Origin of the sequence: Paludibaculum fermentans (assembly GCF_015277775.1) — a bacterium.
In the GTDB taxonomy this organism is placed as follows: domain Bacteria; phylum Acidobacteriota; class Terriglobia; order Bryobacterales; family Bryobacteraceae; genus Paludibaculum; species Paludibaculum fermentans.
Window position 1 is genome coordinate 6,671,253 of the sequence record NZ_CP063849.1, and the last position, 20,967, is coordinate 6,692,219.

Annotated in this window: 23 protein-coding genes; 13 read left to right on the top strand and 10 right to left on the bottom strand. The window is 61.9% G+C overall.

Annotation, left to right across the window (positions count from 1 at the left end; translation table 11 throughout):
• Positions 1-8: 8 nt before the first annotated feature.
• From rpmJ to IRI77_RS26350, 8 genes are all read left to right on the top strand, one after another.
• Positions 9-122: a 50S ribosomal protein L36 gene (gene rpmJ, locus IRI77_RS26315; RefSeq protein ID WP_194447972.1), complete on the top strand. Its 114-nt coding sequence runs from the start codon at positions 9-11 to the stop codon at positions 120-122.
• A gap of 20 nt (positions 123-142) precedes the next feature.
• Positions 143-526, top strand: coding sequence for a 30S ribosomal protein S13 (rpsM, locus tag IRI77_RS26320; protein ID WP_194447973.1), 384 nt, complete (start codon positions 143-145; stop codon positions 524-526).
• Positions 527-563: 37 nt separating this feature from the next.
• Positions 564-971 (top strand): 30S ribosomal protein S11, encoded by a 408-nt coding sequence (rpsK, locus tag IRI77_RS26325; protein ID WP_194447974.1) that lies wholly within the window; start codon positions 564-566, stop codon positions 969-971.
• A 214-nt stretch (positions 972-1,185) separates the two neighbouring features.
• Positions 1,186-1,818 (top strand): 30S ribosomal protein S4, encoded by a 633-nt coding sequence (gene rpsD, locus IRI77_RS26330; protein ID WP_194447975.1) that lies wholly within the window; start codon positions 1,186-1,188, stop codon positions 1,816-1,818.
• A 12-nt stretch (positions 1,819-1,830) separates the two neighbouring features.
• Positions 1,831-2,874, top strand: coding sequence for a DNA-directed RNA polymerase subunit alpha (locus IRI77_RS26335; RefSeq protein WP_194447976.1), 1,044 nt, complete (start codon positions 1,831-1,833; stop codon positions 2,872-2,874).
• A 29-nt stretch (positions 2,875-2,903) separates the two neighbouring features.
• Positions 2,904-3,368 (top strand): 50S ribosomal protein L17, encoded by a 465-nt coding sequence (gene rplQ / locus IRI77_RS26340; protein ID WP_194447977.1) that lies wholly within the window; start codon positions 2,904-2,906, stop codon positions 3,366-3,368.
• 201 nt (positions 3,369-3,569) lie between these two features.
• Positions 3,570-4,025, top strand: a complete 456-nt coding sequence (locus tag IRI77_RS26345; protein WP_194447978.1) for an Hsp20/alpha crystallin family protein — start codon at positions 3,570-3,572, stop codon at positions 4,023-4,025.
• Positions 4,026-4,097: 72 nt separating this feature from the next.
• The gene (locus IRI77_RS26350; protein WP_194447979.1) at positions 4,098-4,460 is read left to right on the top strand and encodes a cupin domain-containing protein; all 363 of its coding nucleotides are present in this window, start codon (positions 4,098-4,100) and stop codon (positions 4,458-4,460) included.
• Positions 4,461-4,472: 12 nt separating this feature from the next.
• On the opposite strand, the gene IRI77_RS26355 is transcribed toward IRI77_RS26350, so the two are convergent.
• On the bottom strand, positions 4,473-4,856 hold the full coding sequence (locus IRI77_RS26355; RefSeq protein ID WP_194447980.1) for an energy transducer TonB: 384 nt from the start codon (positions 4,854-4,856) through the stop codon (positions 4,473-4,475).
• 221 nt (positions 4,857-5,077) lie between these two features.
• Here IRI77_RS26355 and metK point away from each other — a divergent pair, with 221 nt between their 5' ends.
• From metK to IRI77_RS26370, 3 genes are all read left to right on the top strand, one after another.
• Positions 5,078-6,271: a methionine adenosyltransferase gene (gene metK, locus IRI77_RS26360; protein WP_194447981.1), complete on the top strand. Its 1,194-nt coding sequence runs from the start codon at positions 5,078-5,080 to the stop codon at positions 6,269-6,271.
• 116 nt (positions 6,272-6,387) lie between these two features.
• A complete protein-coding gene (gene tig, locus IRI77_RS26365) occupies positions 6,388-7,683 on the top strand; it encodes a trigger factor (RefSeq protein WP_194447982.1) in 1,296 nt (431 codons plus the stop codon).
• Between the two features lies 1 nt (position 7,684).
• Positions 7,685-8,659, top strand: a complete 975-nt coding sequence (locus tag IRI77_RS26370) for a KpsF/GutQ family sugar-phosphate isomerase (protein ID WP_194447983.1) — start codon at positions 7,685-7,687, stop codon at positions 8,657-8,659.
• 4 nt (positions 8,660-8,663) lie between these two features.
• On the opposite strand, the gene IRI77_RS26375 is transcribed toward IRI77_RS26370, so the two are convergent.
• Positions 8,664-10,136: a ThuA domain-containing protein gene (locus tag IRI77_RS26375; RefSeq protein WP_194447984.1), complete on the bottom strand. Its 1,473-nt coding sequence runs from the start codon at positions 10,134-10,136 to the stop codon at positions 8,664-8,666.
• Between the two features lie 190 nt (positions 10,137-10,326).
• On the opposite strand from IRI77_RS26375, the gene IRI77_RS26380 reads away from it, so the two are divergent.
• Both IRI77_RS26380 and IRI77_RS26385 read left to right on the top strand, forming a co-directional pair.
• Entirely contained in the window at positions 10,327-10,893 is a 567-nt protein-coding gene (locus IRI77_RS26380) for a sigma-70 family RNA polymerase sigma factor (protein WP_194447985.1), read from the top strand.
• Positions 10,890-13,385, top strand: coding sequence for a protein kinase domain-containing protein (locus tag IRI77_RS26385; RefSeq protein ID WP_194447986.1), 2,496 nt, complete (start codon positions 10,890-10,892; stop codon positions 13,383-13,385). The genes IRI77_RS26380 and IRI77_RS26385 overlap by 4 nt, the downstream gene beginning before the upstream one ends.
• On the opposite strand, the gene IRI77_RS26390 is transcribed toward IRI77_RS26385, so the two are convergent.
• The 8 genes from IRI77_RS26390 to IRI77_RS26425 form a co-directional block, all read right to left on the bottom strand.
• The gene (locus tag IRI77_RS26390) at positions 13,382-14,332 is read right to left on the bottom strand and encodes a BsuPI-related putative proteinase inhibitor (protein WP_194447987.1); all 951 of its coding nucleotides are present in this window, start codon (positions 14,330-14,332) and stop codon (positions 13,382-13,384) included. The genes IRI77_RS26385 and IRI77_RS26390 overlap by 4 nt on opposite strands.
• A 356-nt stretch (positions 14,333-14,688) precedes the next feature.
• On the bottom strand, positions 14,689-15,477 hold the full coding sequence (locus tag IRI77_RS26395; protein ID WP_194447988.1) for a carbohydrate-binding family 9-like protein: 789 nt from the start codon (positions 15,475-15,477) through the stop codon (positions 14,689-14,691).
• Positions 15,474-16,634: a DUF1015 domain-containing protein gene (locus IRI77_RS26400; protein WP_194447989.1), complete on the bottom strand. Its 1,161-nt coding sequence runs from the start codon at positions 16,632-16,634 to the stop codon at positions 15,474-15,476. The genes IRI77_RS26395 and IRI77_RS26400 overlap by 4 nt, the downstream gene beginning before the upstream one ends.
• A 41-nt stretch (positions 16,635-16,675) precedes the next feature.
• The gene (locus IRI77_RS26405) at positions 16,676-17,479 is read right to left on the bottom strand and encodes an HpcH/HpaI aldolase family protein (protein WP_194447990.1); all 804 of its coding nucleotides are present in this window, start codon (positions 17,477-17,479) and stop codon (positions 16,676-16,678) included.
• On the bottom strand, positions 17,476-18,588 hold the full coding sequence (ald, locus tag IRI77_RS26410; RefSeq protein WP_194447991.1) for an alanine dehydrogenase: 1,113 nt from the start codon (positions 18,586-18,588) through the stop codon (positions 17,476-17,478). Before ald ends, IRI77_RS26405 begins: the two co-directional genes overlap by 4 nt.
• The gene (locus tag IRI77_RS26415) at positions 18,585-19,121 is read right to left on the bottom strand and encodes a peptidoglycan-binding domain-containing protein (protein ID WP_194447992.1); all 537 of its coding nucleotides are present in this window, start codon (positions 19,119-19,121) and stop codon (positions 18,585-18,587) included. The genes ald and IRI77_RS26415 overlap by 4 nt, the downstream gene beginning before the upstream one ends.
• A 286-nt stretch (positions 19,122-19,407) precedes the next feature.
• Positions 19,408-20,175, bottom strand: coding sequence for an ABC transporter ATP-binding protein (locus tag IRI77_RS26420; RefSeq protein ID WP_194447993.1), 768 nt, complete (start codon positions 20,173-20,175; stop codon positions 19,408-19,410).
• 1 nt (position 20,176) lies between these two features.
• The gene (locus IRI77_RS26425) at positions 20,177-20,938 is read right to left on the bottom strand and encodes an ABC transporter permease (RefSeq protein WP_194447994.1); all 762 of its coding nucleotides are present in this window, start codon (positions 20,936-20,938) and stop codon (positions 20,177-20,179) included.
• Between the last annotated feature and the right edge of the window lie 29 nt (positions 20,939-20,967).

Consider the following 20,967-nt stretch of genomic DNA (forward strand, 5'->3'; position numbering starts at 1 on the left):
GGCACGAGATGAAAGTTCGGGCGTCGGTCAAAAAAATGTGCGATAAGTGCAAGATTATCAACCGCGAAGGTGTGGTTCGGGTGATTTGCACGAACCCCAAGCATAAGCAGCGGCAGGGCTAGTAGGAGAATCGAGGAAAGCTATGGCGCGTATCGCAGGTGTGGATCTGCCGGCTCGCAAGCGGGCTGAAATTGGCCTTACTTACATTTATGGGATCGGGCGCACCCGTGCGAAGTCGATCCTGCACCGGGCTCATATCGACCCGAACAAGAAGATCGCGGATTTGTCTGAAGAAGAAGTAGCCCACATCCGTCAGATCCTGGAAGACGAAGGGGCCGTGGAAGGCGATCTCCGCAAGGAGATCTCGATGAACATCAAGCGGCTCATCGAGATGGGTTCCTACCGAGGCCTGCGCCACCGCCGCAGCCTGCCGGTGCGCGGTCAGCGCAGCCACACGAATGCCAGAACGCGGAAGGGTCCGCGCCGTGGCACTGTGGCCAACAAGAAGAAAGCCGGAGTGAAGTAAGCGGAGCTCGAGCGCAGGATAGGAGTGGACGTTCAAGATGGCGAAACAGCAAGCTAAGGCCAGTAAGAAGAAATCCTTCAAGAAGAAGGAGAAAAAGAGCGTACCGGTTGGCTACTGCCACATCCAGGCCACGTTCAATAACACGATCGTCACGTTCACCGACCCCATCGGCAACACGCTGGCTTGGTCCAGTTCTGGTTCCCTCGGGTTCCGTGGTTCGCGCAAAGGCACGCCTTTCGCCGCTCAGCAGGCTTCCCTCACCGCCGCCAATAAGGCGAAGGAAAGCGGTCTTCGCCAAGTGGAAGTGCGGGTTGCCGGTCCCGGCTCCGGCCGTGAGTCCGCGATTCGCGCCCTGGCTACCGCCGGCATTGAAGTTCGCACCATCCGCGACACAACGCCTATCCCGCACAACGGCTGCCGCCCGCCCAAGAAGCGCCGCGTCTGATCGTGGAGTGTCTTCGGGCTGCTGTGTTTCCCGCAGTTGGCGAGAAACGTGCAGGCGGCGCATGAAGGGTGTAATATTGTAGATGGCCTTCATATGGCCAGGAATTGAGGACCGGGCCTTGCGCCCGGCGTCCTCATGTTAAGCAGGATGAAGGAGTGCTTCCCCAGCATTCCGTAAACTGCACCTCATCCGCAGGTAGTTCGAAGGAGGTCCTTTGGCTCGTTACATTGGTCCCGTTTGCCGGCAGTGCCGGCGCGAGGGCATGAAACTCTTCCTAAAAGGCGCACGTTGTTTCAGTGAAAAGTGTGCCATCGAAAAGCGCAATTTCCCTCCAGGACAGCATGGTAAAGACCGTAAGCCGAAGATCGTCGGCTATGGCCTGCAGCTTCGCGAAAAGCAGAAGGCGAAGCGGTTCTACGGCGTCGGAGAAATCCAGTTCCGCAATCTGTTTGAGAAGGCCGTCCGCCAAAAGGGCGTTACCGGCGAGAACTTGCTCAGCATGCTGGAACGCCGTTTGGACAACATCGTCCATAAGATTGGTTTTGGCACGTCGCGGGCGATGGCCCGCCAGTTTGTCCGTCACGGACACATTGCCGTCAATGGCCACAAAGTTGACATCCCTTCGTATATCTTGAGGCCCAACGACGTTGTTGAGGTGCGCGAGAAGTCGAAGCAGAACTCGGCTATCCAGGGTGCCATCGAGGCAACTGCCCACCTGCCCGCCCCCAACTGGATCGAGGTAGATCGTGAGAATCTGAAGGCGCGCGTGTTATCCCAACCGAAGCGCGAAGATCTCGTCCAGATCAAGCTCGAAGAACAGCTGATCGTCGAGTTGTACTCGAAGTAAGAGGAGCGTGCGATGTTCAAAGGATTCCAGAAACCCAAGCGGCTGGTCGCAAATACCGAAACTCTGACCGAACGGTATGGCATGTTCACCGCGCAGCCGTTCGAGCGCGGTTTCGGGACGACCATCGGCAACGCGCTGCGCCGCATCCTGCTGAGCTCCATCGAGGGGGCCGCGATTACCGCGGTCCGCATCGACGGCGTCGAGCATGAGTTCAGCCCGATCCCCGGCGTGGTGGAAGACGCCACGGACATCATCCTGAACCTGAAGCAGGTTCCGTTCAAGATGATGGACGATAGTGTCAAGACCATCACTCTGCGCGTTGATCAGCCCGGCGAAGTTACGTCGGCGATGATTGAAACGGGACCCGACATGGAGGTCCTTGACCGGAACCTCCATATTGCAACTGTCTCGGCCGCTGGCAAGCTCCACATCGAAATGCGCATGAAGCAGGGTCGTGGCTACATCAGCCGGGACCGCAACTTCGATGAAGACCTGCCCGTCGGCTATATCCCCATCGACTCCGTTCACTCTCCTGTCCGCAAGGTAAAGTACACCGTCGAGGCAGCTCGTCTAGGCCAGATGACGGACTACGACAAGCTGATCCTCGAGTTGTGGACGAACGGCGCAGTTTCTCCCCAGGATGCGGTTGGCATGGCCGCCAAGCTCCTGAAGGACCACATGGCGATCTTCATCAACTTCGAGGAAACCCCCGATGTGGTGGAAGAGCCGGTGGAACGCGCCGCTGGCCATATGAACGAGATTCTGAACCGCTCTGTTGAAGAGCTCGAGTTGAGTGTCCGTTCGTACAACTGCCTGAAAAACGCGAATATCCAAACGATCGGCGATCTTGTCCAGAAGACGGAAGCCGAAATGTTGCGGACGAAGAACTTCGGCCGCAAGTCGTTGAATGAAATCAAGGAGATCCTCGCCGGGCTCGGACTCTCCTTCGGCATGAAAATCGACGCGTCCGGCCGTCTGATCGGGCCCAGCGGTTCGCCTAGCCCGATTACCGGCGACGACGAAGAAGACGAGAATGCCCAGTTGGCGGGTGAGTAACACTCGCAGGAGAGCCAAGGAGAAGCGAAATGAGACACAAGAGAGCTGGTTTTAAGTTAAAGCGGGACACGAGCGCCCGCCGTGCCCTCCTGCGCGGGTTGGTCACCAGTGTGATTGAGAGCGAAGGCGAGCGGATTGTTACTACCATTCCCAAGGCCAAAGCGGCCAAGCCGTTGCTTGAAAAGATGATCACTCTTGCCAAGCAGGACACGCTTCATACCCGTCGCCAGGCTGCATCGTTCCTGATGACGCCGGCTTCGGTCAAGAAACTGTTCGACAAGCTGGGGCCCCGTTTTGCCCAGCGCAACGGGGGCTATTCGCAGATCGTTCGTGTGGGTTGGCGCAAGGGCGATGGTGCGGAGCAGGCTATCCTGCAGCTCGTCGGTTCGCAGCTGATCAAACGTGCCGAAGATCGGGCCAAGCGCCGCGAAGAACGCCTCAAGGCTATGCGCGAAGGGCGCGAAGCTGAAGAGGGCGGCGAAGCAGCCGAGTAGTTTCAACCACTTACAAATAGTTCGAGCATGAAGCGGGCGCTCTTCGGAGCGCCCGCTTTTTTTGTATATGCAGGACGTTGACTTGGCCTCCGGCGAAGGCGTCCAGGAATATGAGCGAAAGGGACTAATATAGTATTGACAGGAACTGCAATAGATCGTATATTTGGATTGTAAGAAGTTCTTGATAGGAGATCAGTAGATATGAGCAACCTCACTCGTCGTAACCCCTTCGCCGCTTTCGAGACCTTCCCCGCGGCTGGTCTCTCCCTCTTCGAGGACACCCTCAATCGATTCCTCTCCGAGTCGCCTACGTCGCGCCCCTGGTCGCCCGCTGTCGATATCGCTGAGAATGAGAATGAGCTCACCCTCACCGCCGATATCCCGGGCGTCAAGCTCGAGGAGATCGACATCAAGATCGAGGACGGTACCCTCAGCCTCAGTGGCAAGCGGGAGTTTGAGAAGAAACAGGAGAAGGGCGGCTACCACCGCATCGAGCGGAGTTACGGAGCCTTCCAGCGCGTCTTCAGCCTGCCTGAGACCGTCGACGTCGACAAGGTTTCCGCGCAGTTCGACAGCGGCGTCCTGAAAGTCACCCTGCCGAAGAAGGAAGTGGCTAAGCCGAAGAGCGTCAAGATCTCAGTCGGCACCGCCAACTAAGTTGACCCTGATTCTGTACTTTCCGGTAGCCGGTTGCCTCTCGCGGGGCAACCGGCTTATTATCATTGAGCCATGCCCCAACTCATCGCCGCGCCCACTCGCATTGAATCCGCCGGAACTCTGCCCAAGCTGATTGATGAGTATGTTGGATGCGTGAACTCGGGTGACCCTGCAGTCTCGGTCGCGCACATGCGTTCACCGGGCGGTTGGCTGGAACCTGGACAGCGGCCCGATTTCGACGAGTTCACCGTCGTACTGAAAGGTATGCTGCGGGTTGAGTTTGAAGGCGGAGCGCTCGATGTGGAGGCCGGCCAGGCCGTACACACGAGGGTGGGTGAATGGATCCGCTATTCCACGCCAAGGCCGGAGGGCGCCGAATACATCGCCGTCTGTCTCCCTGCCTTCACGCCGGACACAGTCCACCGCGACCAGTAGGTCCCCCTGGGCTCATTGGCGGAAAGTGATCTCGACCTTGGCGCGGACCGGGACCAGTTGCCCGTCCTTCCTGGCGGGCCGAAATCTCCACTGACCCACCGCGCCGATAGCGGCCTGATCCAGTCCCATCGGATCGGAAACGAGTTTGCCTCCGCGTTTCTTCTTCAGCTGCCACCGTTCGACCTTGATCTGCGCAGGGACGCCGGTCTCATCCACGACCAACGTGAGGAAGACCGTACCATTGATGCGGGCCGCACGGGCAGCCTGGGTGTACACGGGTTCCTCCCGGACGATGGGAATGGGAGTCGAAACATCGCCTCCAACTTTGCAAGGCTGCTGCACTGAGGCTGCATTGCCCCAGGTCAATAAGGCAAACAAAGGAAGAATGATTCGCACCACGGAGACCTCCACCGTCAATCCTAACTTTAGACCTCCGTCGGCCGTTCCTCCACTCACCCCTCATTTCTCACCATTCAGCCGGGCCGATCCCCCTTTACTCCCCGGTCATTGACGCTATTGAAATTCGTCCGCTAGACTGGCTGTGGAACCCCGAAACGCCCGTGGCCTGCTTCGCAGAGCCCCCGGGAGCAAACTGACATTCCCAGGAGGGATTTGCATTGGCCGACGTCAGCCGACACATATTTACGTCGGAGTCCGTCACTGAAGGACACCCCGATAAGATTGCCGATCAGGTAAGCGACGCAGTTCTCGACGCGATCCTGAAGGAAGATCCTACCGGGCGGGTGGCCTGCGAGACTCTGGTGACCACGGGCACTTGTATCGTGGCCGGTGAGATCACCACCACGAACCTGAAGTTCTTCAGAGATATCCCGGACTTGGCCCGTGAAGTCATCAAGGATATCGGCTTTACCAGCTCAGAGTACGGGTTTGACTATAAGTCCTGTTCCGTCATTAACTTGCTGCACGGCCAGTCGCCGCACATCGCGATGGGCGTGGATACCGGCGGCGCCGGCGACCAGGGCCTGATGTTCGGCTATGCCTGCGACGAGACCGCGGAACTAATGCCGCTGCCCATCATGTTGGCGCACAAGCTGGTTCATCGCCTCTCCGACGCCCGCAACAACAAGGAAGTCGCCTTCCTCCGCCCCGACGGCAAGAGCCAGGTGAGCGTGGAGTATGTGAACGGCAAGCCTACCCGCATCGACGCCATCGTCGTCTCCACCCAGCACGACCCCAACCCCAATAAGCCGAATGCCATGCCCGACGGGCTGGTGGAAGCCATCAAGTCCGACATCATCGGCAAGGTGGTTCCGGCCGACATGGTGGACGCCAACACCAAGTACCACATCAATCCCACAGGCTGCTTCGAAGTGGGTGGTCCGCATGGCGATACCGGCCTCACCGGCCGCAAGATCATCGTCGACACCTACGGCGGCATGGGCCGTCACGGCGGCGGCGCCTTCTCCGGTAAGGATCCGACGAAGGTCGACCGTTCAGCCTGCTATATGGCCCGCTACATCGCCAAGAACATCGTCGCCGCCGGCCTCGCCTCGCGCGCCGAAGTTCAGCTCGCCTACGCCATCGGCGTGGCCGATCCGGTGAGCGTCCTGGTGAACACCTTCGGTACCGGCCTCATCGACGAAGAGCGCCTCACCGAGCTCGTTCGCGCCCACTTCCCGCTGACGCCCAAGGGCATCATCGAGCATCTCAAGCTGCGGCGTCCCATCTACCGGGCCACTGCCGCGTTCGGCCACTTCGGCCGTACCGGCGAAGGCTTTACCTGGGAACTCACCGACAAGGCCGATGGCCTGCGGGAAGATGCGCGCATTGCGGCAGCAGCGCGTAGCTAAACCGTGCGAAACTATTAGTTCAGGCTCATTCGCGCCGAAACGATCAACTGGCAAATTCAGCCACTACTGGGCGGGCCTTTGAGGCCCGCCTTTTGGTGTGTGGAGGTTCTTGGAAATTGGCACTCATCGAAGGTTGTAAGCACTCTCTTGACATCCATATCCCGGCCGACGCCGTCGCCGCGGAGATCGAGAAGGTAGTCGAGAAGGTTCGCGCCAAAGCGCACATTCAAGGTTTCCGTCCGGGCAAAGCTCCGGCGTCGATCATCCGCTCCAAGTTCATGGGCGACATCCGGCAGGAGGCTCTCGAGAACCTCATCCCGAAGTACCTGGACAAGGAATGCGAGAAGGAGAACCTCCACGTCGTCAGCCGGCCAAACGTCAAGGATCTTCACTTCCACGAAGGCGAAGCGGTCCACTTCAAGGCTGAGTTCGAAGTCGCGCCCGAGTTTGAGCTGAAGGAAACGCGCGGGCTGACCGTCGAATACGCTGAGCCCGTCGTCGAAGAAGCCGACATCGACGCCCGCATCGAAGAGATCCGTGAGAGCAAGGCCGAGTTCGTCAACGTCGACCCCCGCCCCGCTCAGGATGGCGACCACTGCCTGGTTTCGCTCCGCTCCATTGAAGGCATCGACGGCGAACCCATGACGCAGGACGACATCAATATTGAAATCGGCGGCAAGGACACGTTCCAGGCCTTCAGCGACGCCCTGCGCGGTGCTGAGCCCGGCGATGTGAACGACGCCGAGATCACCTACCCGGCCGATTACGCGGCCGAGCGCCTGGCCGGCAAGACGGTCAAGTTCGCTGTCACCTTGAACCAGATCCGGCTCAAGGAAGCACCCGAGCTCAACGACGACTTTGCGAAGGACCTGGGCGACTTCCAGAACATCGCCGAACTACGCGAAGAGATCCGCAAGGCCATCTTCCGCGAGCGCGAGTTCGCCGCCCAAAACGAAGCCAAGAACAAGCTCATCGACAAGCTTGTCGACATGCACGACTTCCCGGTGCCCGACGCGTACGTCGACAATCAGATCGAAAACACGGTGGAGAGCCAGATGCGCCAATGGCAGGCGCAGGGCATCGATACCAGCAAGATCAAGCTCGATTGGACCAAGCTCAAGGACACGCAGAAGGATAAGGCCCGCCGCGACGTGATGGCCTCCCTGCTGCTGGGCAAGCTGGCCACCACCGAGAGCATTGGTGTGACCAACGAAGAGATGGATGCAGAAGTCCAGCGCATTGCCCGCCAGAAGCGCGAACCCGTCGCCGCGGCCCGTATGCGCATGGAGAAGGACGGCTCCCTCTCCCGGATCGCCAATCGCATCATCACGGAGAAGACGCTGAACTTCCTCTTTGAACACGCCGTGAAGGAAGCCCCGACAACCCCTCCGGAGCCCGCACCGGCCGAGTAGCATGCTGCCGGCCGCCCGCCATCTTTTGGAAACGGAAGCCCGCGCCATCGCGCGGGCTTCCGAACGTCTGGGCGACGATTTCGAACGTGCCGCCGGCCTCATCCTCGAGGCCGAAGGCCGAGTCATCACCACGGGCATGGGCAAGAGCGGCTACGTGGCCCGCAAACTCGCCGCAACCCTCTGCGCCACCGGTACGCCCGCCTCATTCCTGCACCCCGCGGAGGCCGTCCACGGCGACCTCGGCCTCGTACAATCCGGCGATGTCCTCATCCTCATCTCCAAGAGCGGCGCGACGGAGGAATTAATCCGCCTCGTGCCCCGCCTCCAGCAGGCCGGTGTGGCCTGCATCGGTATCCTCGGCAAGACCGACAGCCCGCTGGCTCGTGTCTGCCAGGCCGTGCTCGACGCCCAGGTCGATCAGGAAGGCGACCTTCATAATCTCGTGCCTGCCGCCAGCGCGATTGTCGCCGCAGCCCTGGGTGATGCCCTGGCCGTCTCGCTGATGAAGGCCCGCCAGTTCGGTCCGGAGGACTTCGGCGTCTTTCACCCGGCAGGCCAGTTGGGCCGCAACCTTCGCCTTCACGTGCGCGACGCCATGCACACCGGCGATGCAGTTGCTTGGGTGACGCCCGAAACCACCGTGCGCGAGGTCGTCATCGCCATGACCCAGCGATCGCTTGGCGCCGCCTGCGTGCTGAATCCAGACCGGTCGCTAGCCGGCCTCATCACCGATGGCGATCTGCGCCGTGCCCTGGAACATCACGACGACATCCGGACCCTGCGTGCCGCCGACGTCATGACAGCCCGTCCGCTCACCGTGCAGCCCGCGGCCACCCTCCGCGAGGCGCTGGTGCTGATGGAGAGGCGTCCACGCCAGCTTTCCCTCCTGCCTGTGGTCGACCCCCATGGCTGCGCCCTGGGCATCCTGCGCCTGCACGATGTCTATCAGGCCGGGCTCGGCAAATCCCAGCCCTAACCGATTATCTGGATCCGGCCCACACAATCGACCGGTGCAGCAGATTCCGGAACCACGGGCTCTCGTGCGCTTCGCGTCCATGCCCCAGCAGGATCACCGCCACACGCGACTTCTCGTACGGGCTGATCCACGCCAGTTCCCTGTCCGATGTCTTCTCGTCGGTCGTCAATAGCGGCTGGATGCCCGGGGCATGCCACACGTTCTTGTACGTTTCATCGAACACGCGCATCTGCGGCAGGCCCTTTGTGATTGCGTGCGTGCCCACCGGGGTCGCCACCATCTCCACGTCATGGAGGTAAGAAGAGGCCGGATACTCACCCGCTGCTTTCTCGAAATAGTGGCCGCCCACGACGTCTTTCCACCACCATTGCCAGGACTGGAAGCTCACCACCGCATGGTGCAGCACAATCAACCCTTTGCCTGATTCCACATAGTCCTGCAGGTTCTTTCGTTGCGCCTCCGGCAGGTCCTGGATCATGTCGTAAAGCACCACCACGTCGTACCGCTTCCGCAGATCGCCTCGGAATGCCGCCGGATGCGGATCCACGTTGACCTTCACATCGCGCCAGCCCTCGAACGCACCGTACAGCGACGTTTCGTGATCGTGCCCGCCCGCCACCAGCAGCACGCGTAGCGCGTCCTTGTTGACCGGATGCAGATTCAACTGCGCAGGCAGCGTCACTGCCCTTGTTGCGGCCCATTCCACGCCGCGCGCATAGCTGGCGGTGAAGCCTGGCGACTGCATCGCATCCAGATCGTGGCCCAGCGCCGTATGGAAGACACGGCCGGCGCCGTAGGCGTTGGTCCACAGCAGCGGCTCCTCCTTGCCATTGCCACCGATGGTGGGCGAATCGAAAGCCGTAGCCAGAATGTGTACGGCCGGCTTCAATCGGAAGTTGTGGTACAGCTCATCGCTCAGCAGGAATGTGGGCGCCATCCCCGCCGCGACCGGATGCCCCGCATCCTGCCACTTCACCTGGTAAGCATGCCGCTGGGCATGGCCGGTCTTCGGATCCTTGTCCGACCATACGGCTCCGACCATCGCGCCCCAGGCGGTCCACGCCGGCTGGTAGACATCGGTCCGGCCCATCTTCTCGCTCAGGACCGCCGTCTCGCCAAAGGGATAGCTGCCCGCATGCACCACCACCAGGCCCTTGCCGCCCTTTACGAACTCTTCCACGGCCTTTTCGGCCTGCACGCCCCAGCGTGGTCCGCAGTAGTTGGACACCAGCACGTCGTAGGGTCGCAGTGTCTCAGCCGTCAGGCCCGATGGCTCTTCCGTCACGCGGACATCGAAACGGCCCGTGACCTCTAAAACCTGCCTCAGATACGGAGTGGTTGTCCGCCAATCGTGGTTGTTCCGTCCCGTCAGGATCAGGACACGGATCTTGCCCTCTTCGAAAAAGAACTTGTCGGGAACCTGAGGAACCTGCGCCACGGCAGTCAGGCAGAGAAGGAACAAAACGGCACGGAACATGGTCGGACCTCGATACTGCTCTTAATCAATCCTCTCCAGCATACGCGCGTGCCAACGCCTCCGCCTCCAGGGCTCTTTTTGCCGATAACCTCGGGCTCGTCCGCGCGTCCAACTCTGGGAACGAATGAACCCGAAATTTTGGCGAACTCGCCCGGCCAAGGCGCGAGTGGCTCAGGTTAGACTGTAGGCTATGCTCTCGTCAGACGTGACTCAACTGCTGAGAAGTTGGCGCGACGGCAATAAGCAGGCCCTCGACGAACTCCTGCCCCTCGTCTACACGGAGCTCCGCGGGTTGGCTGAGCGCGCGCTGCGCCACGAGCGGCCCGGCCATACCCTCCAGAGCACGGCGCTCGTCCATGAGGCCTACCTCCGCCTAGTCCAGCAGGACAATGCGGAGTGGCAGAATCGGGCGCACTTCTTTGCCATGGCGGCCCGCATGATTCGCCGCATCCTGGTTGATCATGCCCGCGCCCGCCACGCCGCCAAACGGGGCTCCGGCATGCCGAAACTGGCGCTGGATGAGGCGCTCGGCGTCGCCGAAAAGAACGATTGGGAAGTACTCGCGCTCGACGACGCCCTGAACCGCCTGGCCCAGATGGACGAGCAGCAGGCGCAGGTCGTCGAGATGCGCTTCTTTGCCGGACTCACGGTGGAGGAGACCGCTGAAGCCCTCGGCATCTCCACCGCCACCGTTAAGCGGGATTGGGCCACGGCCAAGGCATGGCTCTTCCGGGAGGTCAGCCGCGCCGGGGCATGAAGAGCGAGCAGTGGGCCGTCGTCAAAGAGATCCTGTACGAAGCGCTTGAGCGGCCCTGCGAAGCGCGCCGCGAGTATGTCCTGCAGGCCTGCGGACCCCAGACCGAACTGGCCGAAGAAGTCTTCTCCCTGTTGAATGCGCAGGACGAGAATGCGGGTTTCCTTACCGTCCATCCCCCCGCTGAAATCGTCCCCGTGCCCGACCTCGAACCGGGTGACCGCATCGGTCCCTACCGCATCGTGGAGGAGATCGGTCGCGGCGGCATGGGCAGCGTCTATCTCGCCGTACGCGACGACGGCGCGTACGAGCAGCAGGTCGCCATCAAGCTCGTCAAACGCGGCATGGACACCGACTTTGTCCTGCAGCGCTTCCGCTATGAGCGCCAGTTGCTGGCCTTCCTCAGCCATCCCTACATAGCCCGCCTGCTCGAAGGTGGTAGCACCTCCGAGGGCCGGCCGTACTTCGTCATGGAGTTCGTGCCCGGCCGGCCGATCATGCACTACTGCAGCGAGGCGCGCGTCGATCTCCAGGGCCGCCTGCGCATCTTCCGCCAGGTGTGCGAGGCGGTCGACCACGCCCACCGCAATCTCATCGTCCATCGCGATTTGAAGCCGGCCAACATCCTCATCACCGAGGACGGCATTCCGCGCCTGCTCGACTTCGGCATCGCCACCCTGCTGCTGCCGGACGCTCCCGAAATGGCCGCCGCCCGCACGGGCGAAACGCGCATGTTGACGCCGGATTACTGTAGTCCGGAACAGTTCCGCGGCGAGCCTGTCACCACCGCCGCCGATGTCTACTCCCTCGGCACGGTGCTCTACGAACTGCTCACCGGCCACAAAGCGCACAAGTTCCAGTCGAAGGTCCACTCCGAGCTCGAGCGCGTCATCTGCCTCGAGGATCCGGTGAAGCCCAGCGACATTCTCACCGACGAGGTGGTGCACGCCACCATCCAGCCCAAGGCGTTGCGCGGTGACCTCGACCGCATCGTCCTCAAGGCCATGCACAAGGAGCCCGCCCGACGCTATTCGTCGGTCGAGCAACTGTCCGAGGATCTGCGCCGCTACCTGGAGGGCCGGCCCGTCCTCGCCCAGCCCGACTCTTTGTCCTACCGCTGGTGCAAATTTGCCGCGCGGAACAAAGCCAGTGTCGCGGCCGGAGCCCTGGCCGTGCTGAGCCTGATCGGCGGCATCGTGGCTACCTCGTGGCAGGCCCACATCGCCCGGGTTCAGCGGGATCGGGCGGAGCGCCGTTTTGAAGACGTGCGCCGCCTGGCGACCTCGTTTCTCGTCGAGAACGACACGCTCGCCACGCTGCCTGGCGGCACCGGCATCCGCGGCAAGCTGATTCAGCGCTCGCTCGAGTATCTCGACGGGCTGGCCAAGGAAGCGGCTGGAGACCTGGGCCTGCAGCGTGAACTTGCCATGGCCTACGAGAAGATGGGCGACGTCCAGGGCCGTGCCGACGGCCCCAATGTCGGGGACACCGCCGCCGCCCTCAGCAGCTACCGCAAGGCCTTGGCCATCCGCGAGTCCATGCAGGCGGCCGATCCCGGCAACGTCGACAATCAACGCCACCTGGCGGTCTCGCTCTCGCGCATGAGCGGCGTACTCAAGATCGCCGGTGAATACCAGGCCGGTCTCGAGTTGGACCGGCGCTCCCTCGGCATCCGCGAACGCCTGCTGGCCGGCGACCCCGCCAATCGCGGCCTCCAGCGCGAAGTGGCCGCCAGCTACACCACGCTTGGCGGCAGCCTGTTCCAGGTGGGCCAGTGGGCCGGCGTCCTGCCCGCCCGCCGGAACGCCCTGAAGCTCTACAGCGCGCTCACGCAGCAGAAGGATGCGGCCTCGGAGGACTGGCATGGCCTGGCTCTCGCGAACCTGCGCATGGGCAGCATCCTGCGCCATTCCAAGGAGCCTGTCGAGTCCGAACGCCACTACCTGGATGCCCTGAAGGCGGCTCGTGTCGGCCTCAAGTTGTGGCCCTCCAACCTCGGCCTGCGCCAGATGGAGGCTTCGGCCGCCAGCGGCCTGGGCAGTCTCCAGCTCGAACAGGGCCACCTCAATGCGGCCCTCCGCAACTATCAGACAGCACAGGGGATCTACGAGGATTTGGAGCGCGCTGACCCGGACGATGTGCGCCTCCGCAGCCTCACCGCCACCGAGCACTATCACATCGGCCGCGCCTTGCTGAAGCAGCATCAGGCCAGCCAGGCGATGGAGGAGTTCCGGCAGTCGCTCTCGCTGCGCGAATCCGTCGCCGCCAGGAACCCGCTCAACGCCGGAGCCAAGGGCGAGGTGGCTGAGTCGCTGGCCGGGCTCGGCGACACGCATGCCGCCGCCGGCAACCGGAGCGAGGCGATGATCTGGTACGGTCGCGCCCTGACGGTGCTCGACGACCTCAACAGACAGAAACGGGCCAACTCAGCGAGCTTGACTGAGTTGGCCCGTGTCACGGCGGAGATGGCGAAATTGACCGCCAACGGCCGTTAGGCCGCCGGCCGGGTGTACAGTTCCACGGCGGCCGAAGACGCGAACTTCGGCCCGTCGCCGGTTGTCAGCCAGGCCTCGATCGTATACATCCCATCCTCCAGGCCGGCCGCCGCCGCGGCGTCGATTTCGCCCTCGATCAGATAAGTTCTGCGGCCCCCGATGGTCTCTTCCGCCACCGCATCCGTGAATCCCTTGCCGTCGGACCAGCGGTATACAACTGCGCCGGCCGGATTCCGAAACACCATCTCATACCGCTGGGAAGTGGGGAACCGGACCGCCACGCCCACGGCCGACACCGTGTCGATATGCAAACGCGCCTGCAGGTGCAGGGCTTCCGCGGCCGTGTTGCGCTGGAACGAGTTCTCCGGCACGCTCACCCGGACAATCACACTCGGCCCGGCGCTGAACGTGAACTTTCCGACTCGCGCTGCGACCAGATCGTACTGCACCGGGCCGGCCAGGGTGTTGACCACCCGGCGCACCAACCCGATGTTCTCGATGTAGGTCTCCTCCGAGAAACCGGAGTCGGCGCACGCCCCCGGTCCGTAGTGGACCGTCTGCGCCGCCGGGAAGATTCCAACCGGCCCGGCATACTCACCGCGCTTGGCTGACGCCTCACCGGTCTGTTGGCAGCCGCTGAGTGGGGATTCCCACTGCTTGCCTGGTTCGAAGCTGGTAACCGGCGACTCGATGCCCGTTTCCAAATCCACCTGGACAAGATTCCCTTCGGCCGTCCTCCGCAGGAAGTTCCGCGCCGTGCCGTAGCCCTTCACAGAGTAGTAGATCTGACTATTTAGCTGGTAGGGTGTCCCGACGGCGATCGTGAATGTTTCCGCGGATTTGTCCGACCGGTAAGTCCAATAGTTGCCATCGCCCAGGGGGAGGTAGTCCTGGGCGAATAACGACGGGCACAACAGTACCGCGAACAGGGCCGTAGTGGTTCTCATGCCCTACACGCGGACAATGGCAGGGAGAAAGATCAAACTCTTGCAATAAGTTACAACTGGAACCGAAGAACGGGCGGGGTACCGGGGGCCTTGGCGGCGTCGACAGCCACCTGGAGGAGGAGGAAGCCAGCGGATGCCGCTCGGCCCCCGCCAGTGGAGGCGTATGGAGCCACGGGTAAGAGTCGGCCAGAACTCAACCAGTGGGCTACGCAGTGTTTCTAGGTTCCGAAGTCCCGCGAGCCAAACCATGCAACCAGAACAACGGCCGCAGATTCCACAGGCGGCCGGCGATGGAGCACCTCCCTGCAGAGAGTGTAGGCCTACCCGCGAGGATTGGGAAGCATAATTTGCGATTTCTAACTGCCCGATTTTGGTAGGTTTTCCAGCGAATTAACGGAGAAGTACACTTCCGTCCAGCATTCCGGGCGGTGGGTGTCGTACACACCGTGGGGCGTCCAGCACCAGGCAGGGTGGGGCTGGACTTCCCTGCCTCCCGTCATCAGTTTTTCGAACCGCCCGAAGAACATCCGCCAAAGATCGCCGTCTTGCGGCGGCAGCGTCCGTCCGTTCGCCAGATGCCGCATGCCCTGCCACGGTAGGGATACCTCGGCCCACCAGCCCCGGGAGATCCGGGTGGTGTCGTTCAGCCGCCCCTCGATCTGGACGGACGTGCGCAGCCCTGGGAAGTCCCAATCCAGAAACGCCCAACGGATGCCGCGCGGATGCGTGCCGCGCCAGAACGACGCTCCGGTCCGGTCGTAGTCGCCTCCAAAGGTGAGGGCCCTCCGGCGGTGGACGTCAAACTCTTCGGACCGATACTTTTCGTACGAATCCCGCCAGATGAAGAACACCTCGTAAATGGTGCCCAAAGCGTTCATTTCGAATTCGTAGTAGCAGTCCCCGCCGTCGATAAAGACTTCGATATCGCTCTCCAGGAAGATGAGCGAATCGCGTTCTGTCAGCCCGGCCTCGATAAAGGGCTCCTCGCTCCAGAAGCGGATGTGCAGCGCCTCATCGTCCCAGACCGCAGCGGCGCGGGTGTCGAACAGTCCCGGTTCGCCCGAAACCATATCGACAAAACGCGGCGAAACGGGCACGCGGCTCCAGTCGACGGGGCTGTCCGCGCGGTAGCAGGTGTAGCTCACGGCTCTAGTTCCAGCATCACCAGGCCTGAGCCCATCTTCGGGTAGAAGTAAGTCGATTTCTGCGGCAGCACCTGGCCGCCGAACGAGACCCTGGCCATCCCGTCGATGGGCAGGTCTTCCAGCAGAAAGGTGATCTGTGCCCGGCCTTCCTTCACCTCGGCCAGCGCCTCTTCCCGGGTCCGCTTGTAGCGCAGGTTCGTGCCCGCCGTCACTACCTCGGGCGTAATGCCCAGCAGCGGGGTGAGAATGGAATCCTGGAGCACGGCGACGTTCAACGCTCCTTCGTTTGCCGGCACATCGCAGTGGAAGGCGCCGTTCTCCATGACCACTCCGAAGCGGATGGCGCCCGCGGGCGAAACCAGGGGCTCGATCCCGTCGCCCACGTTCGGCAACTTGGCGAGGAAGGCCTCCGGCTGGAAGTCTTTCAATGAATGTACGATGCGGTGCGTTGCAAAGCAGCGCAGGCCCGGCGAGTCCAGGCTGACGAAGGTCATCAGCGTCCTGGGCTGTCCCATGCGCAGAGCCGTTTCATAGCGGTGGTGGCCGTCCGCGATCAGCAGCGGCCGGTCGCTCATCAACGCCTGCATCGACGAGCTCCAGGCCGCATCCGCCACGCGCCACAGCTTGTGCTGGGTCTGTTCATGGTCGGAGTAGACCAGATCGGGTTCCGTCGCGCAGACCGCGGCCAGCTTCGCTTCCACCGTGCCGCTGGGATCCGGGAACAGCATGAAGATCGAATCGAACTGAACCTGCGTGGCCTGCAGCAGGCGGAAACGGTCTTCCTTGGGTCCGCTCATGGTCCACTCATGGCGGAAGACGTTCGTCCCGTAATCCTCGGTGTCGCCCAGCCCGACGAAGCCGCGGCGGGTCAGGATCTCACCCGTACCTGGAGCCGGAAACGTCTGCTCGTACACGAAGAAGGCCTCTTCCGGATCCCGGGCCACGATCCCCTCTTGCTTCCATGCCGAGAGCCTGGCGGCGGCGCCCGCATAGTCGCCCTGCGGCAGGATCAGGTGCGCGAAGTTATACGGGCTGCGCGACTTATAGTCCGCCTCCAGCGCTGGGGGGATCACGTCGTAGGGCAGGGTTGCCAGTTCCGCGATATCTCCGGCGGCAGGCGTATAGCGCAGGGCGTGCAGAGGATGAATGTTGGCCATGGTAAGCGGCGAAGCCTTCCCGCTAGTGTATCGACCCGCCGCTAGTATTGCGAGCGCGTGGCCGGGTTTGGCGCCGAGATCCCAACCGAGTCCAGCAACTGCCTTGCGCCGGCTTCCATGAGTCCGATCTCCGTCGGCAACTGGAACAACAGAAAGCCCTTCTGCTGGAACGCCTCCACTTGCGCCGCATTGCCGGCGGGCCGGCCCAGGAACTTACCGTGCTTCTGTGCGGCGGCGGCAATCTTGTCGATCGCCTCCAGTAGTTCGGGCGCATCCTGGCGGCCGCGCAGCCCCAGTGAGAACGACAGGTCGCTGGTTCCGATGAAGATGATGTCGACGCCTGGCGTCGCGCAGATCTCGTCGATATGCTCCAGCGCGGCCGCCTCTTCCACCACGCACATCACGGCTACGTTGCGGTCGGCTGAATCGTAGTAGTTGCCCGGCTCCGGCCACGTGCGGACCGCATTGCCGGCGCCCGATCCACGCCGTCCCAGCGGCGGATAGTGGCATGCGTCGGCCGCGCGTTGAGAGAGTTCCGGCGTCGTCGTAAACGGGAAGATCACCCCGGTCACACCCTGATCCAGCACCCGCTTGGCCGTCCAGTATTCGATGACAGGCACACGGGCAAAGACCTGCGCCGGCAGGCCGCGCGTACCCAACACCATGACTCGCAAAGTCTCCAGGGTAATGGGCGAATGCTCCATCTCGATCCAGAGGAAATGGAAGCCAAGGTTGGCCAGATGGGCCGCGGCCTCGACCGATGGAGTAGTGATGGTGGCCGCAAAAACGGGCTGGCCCGCACGAAGGCGGGCCAGTACGGGAAATGGATGAGAAGAAGACGTCACAGCAACGATTGTAAATCGGTGCAGGGGATGTTCTGGCTTTCGGCGACACCAGGATACGTGACATGCCCCTTGTAGGTGTTCACACCCAACGCGAGGGCGGGGTTCTCCGCAATCGCTTTGGCGACGCCCTTGTTCGCCAACTGCAGCAAATACGGTAGCGTGGCGTTATTCAGGCCATAGGTGGACGTGTGGGGCACGGCCGCCGGCATGTTCGACACGCAGTAGTGCAGCACGTTGTCGACGTAGTAGACCGGGTCGGTGTGCGTCGTCGCATGGGAGGTTTCGCAGCAACCGCCCTGGTCGATCGCGACGTCGACAATCACCGCGCCGCGCTTCATGAGCGGCAGCATGTCGCGCCGCACGAGGCGCGGAGCGGAGGCGCCGGGGATCAGCACAGCGCCGATGACCAGGTCAGCCGTGCGCAGGGACTCGCGGATCGTCCAAAGGTTCGAAGCCAGCGTGATGACGCCGCCATTATAGATGTCGTCCAGCTCGCGCAGCCGGTTCAGGTTGCGGTCGATGATGGTCACGTTCGCGCCCAGGCCGAAAGCCATCTTGGCCGCGTTATGGCCGACGATGCCGCCGCCCAGTACCACAACATTGGCGGGAGCCACGCCCGGGATGCCGCCCAGCAGCACGCCGCGGCCTCCGTTCGGTGCTTCCAGATACTGCGCGCCGATTTGCACGGACATGCGGCCGGCCACTTCGCTCATCGGCGTCAGCAGCGGCAGCGAGCCGTCCTTTTCCTGGATGGTTTCATACGCGACGCCGGTGACCTTGGTCTCCACCAGTTTCTGCGTAAGATCCGGCAGCGGAGCCAGATGCAAGTATGTGAAGAGCGTCAGCCCTTCGCGGAAAAAGCCGTATTCCGAGCTCTGCGGCTCCTTCACTTTGGTGACAATGTCCGCCTGGTTCCAGACATCGGCCGCGGTGGGCACAATGCGTGCCCCGGCTTCCACATACTCTTCGTCGGTAATCGACGAGAGGTGTCCGGCGCGGGTTTGAACGATCACCTGATGACCCGATTCCAGCAACGCGGTAACGCCGTGAGGAACCAGGCCGACCCGGGATTCATGGTCTTTTACTTCACGAGGAACGCCAATGATCATGGGAGTTTTCCTTCTGTTGCCGCCTTGGGCTGAACCGGAGCCGCGGTCTGTGGCGGAGGTTCCCGTTTTGGACCGAGCCCCAAGGCGATTAGCGTGAGCGAATCAAGCTTGCCCCGTCCGGACATATTGTTGATGTTCTGGTCTTCCTGGAACTTCTTCAATGCTTCCGTGGATTCAGGACCCCAAACGCCGTTTACATCGACGTTGTAGCCCTTCTCCGTCAGTGCCTGTTGAATCTCCCGGACGCGGTCTTCACCGGGCTGCTGCTGCGTCATCCGTCTAGGTGCGACGGCCTTGCGCTGGGCCAGCGTCCCTTTCTTGCCGGAGGCAGACTTCGTGGCAGCCGACTTCGATGCGCCGCTCTTGGCCGCCGGAGCTTTGGAAGCAGCGGACTTCGACGGTGCAGTCTTACCGGCCGCAGCCTTGCCCGCCGGCGTTTTGGAGGCCGGAGCCTTGGCTACTGGTTTCTTCTGCGCGAGGGAGAAATCCGGAAAGCTGATGGAGAGAAGCAACGCAAATGGGATGAACAGCAAACGAGGCGGCTTCACGATTGAAGGATAGCAAAGAGAATCGAGCATGGACACCACAAAGAAAGCATCCCCTGCCGCGGGTGCCAGGAGTTTAGGGGGAGCGGGAGGGGGGCGGATGGGGGAATATCCCTCCCGCTCCTGGCGGGTGGTGGAGCCTCTATTATACGCAGATCGATATCGCTCTGAAAGAGTCAAAATGAGACGAAAGTGATAAAAAACTCCCGAATTCCTGGCTCACGACGGAATGGCCGTACCAAAACGTACGGTATTGGTCCTGGCCGGCCCTTCGCTAGTTTTCTGGCGAAGGCATACCGGGCAGAGGGAGCGTCGGATCGGCCACAAATCTCATGTAGGCCGCGCATGCTTCTTGTGCTGGAGCATCCATCAACAACTGGCCGTGGTGCAGCCAGATCGCCCGGTCGCAAAACTCCAGAACCGTCTCCGGGCTGTGCGACACGCAAAGCAGGGTTTTGCCCTCGTCCCGGAGTTCGGCGATGCGCGTATGGCATTTGCGCTGGAACGCGGCGTCGCCCACTCCTAACACCTCGTCAATGATGACGATAGCCGGATCGCAGTGCACGGCGATGGAGAACGCCAGGCGCAGCGACATGCCCATGGAGTAGGTGCGCAACGGCTCGTGGATGAACTCGGCAATCTCAGAGAACTCGAGGATGGAATCGTAACGCTGGCGCACCTGGGCTTTGGTCATGCCCAGCATAGCGGAGTTCAGATACAAGTTCTCATGGCCCGTCAGGTCCATATGGAAGCCGGACCCGAGTTCGAGCAGGGGCGCAATGGATCCATGAACTTCGACGGAGCCTTCGTCGGGTTGGGCGAGACCGCAGACCAGGCTGAGCAGCGTGCTCTTGCCCGCGCCGTTGGCACCGATCAGCGCAATGCTCTCTCGCGCCTCGACTTCGAATGAGACATTTCGCAGTGCATAGAAGCCCTCTTTGCCGGGCTTCGAGGTGAACTGGCGAAGCCGGTCCCTCAGCACCATGCGCGGTTTGCGGTGCTGGAAGATCTTCGATGCGTTCTTGATGCTGATCAGGCTCATGCTACAGGTACTCGTAGAAACGCTTCTCCGCCCGCCGGAAGATGGTGAAGCCCAGCCCCATCGAGACGGCGGAGACCAACGCGAGCTTGATGAGCAACCGCGCGGAAGGGGCGGCGCCGCCCAGAATGATTGTCTGGGTCGCCAGGATCAGGGCGGCCACCGGGTTGTACTGATAGAGATCCCGGAAGTCGACAGGCACGTTATCGAAGGTGTAGACGATGGGCACAATCCAGAAGAGCAATAAGTTGATTGATTCCACTACGTAGCGGACGTCGCGCACGAACAGGTTCATCGCCGACGAGGCCAGCCCCAGGCCGATGAGGAACATGATCTCCAGCCCCCACACCACGGGCAGCCAGAGCCAGTTGATGTTCACGGACAGGCCGGAAATGAGCACGAAGAATAACAGCAACCCCAACTGAATCAATAGATGCGTCAGGTTGGAGAGGATCGAGGCGATGGGGATGATCTCGCGCTTCATGGGGATGCGCTTGATGATGGCCACATTCTCGATCAGCGAGTTGGTCGCCGAGAGCCAGGCTATCGTGAAGAAATTGAACGGGATGAGCCCGCATAGGAGATGGACGCTGAAGTGTGGCAGCGGCCTTGCCAGAATGCGGGTGAACACATACGTGTACACCGCCATCATCACCAGCGGGTTCAGCAGCGACCAGAAAACGCCCAGCGACATGTTGCGGTAGCGGACCTTGAAGTCCTTCGCCACCAGCTCACGCAGCAGAAATAGGTAGTCGCCGTTCCACATGAAGTTACAAGAGGTTGCCGAATTCAGGT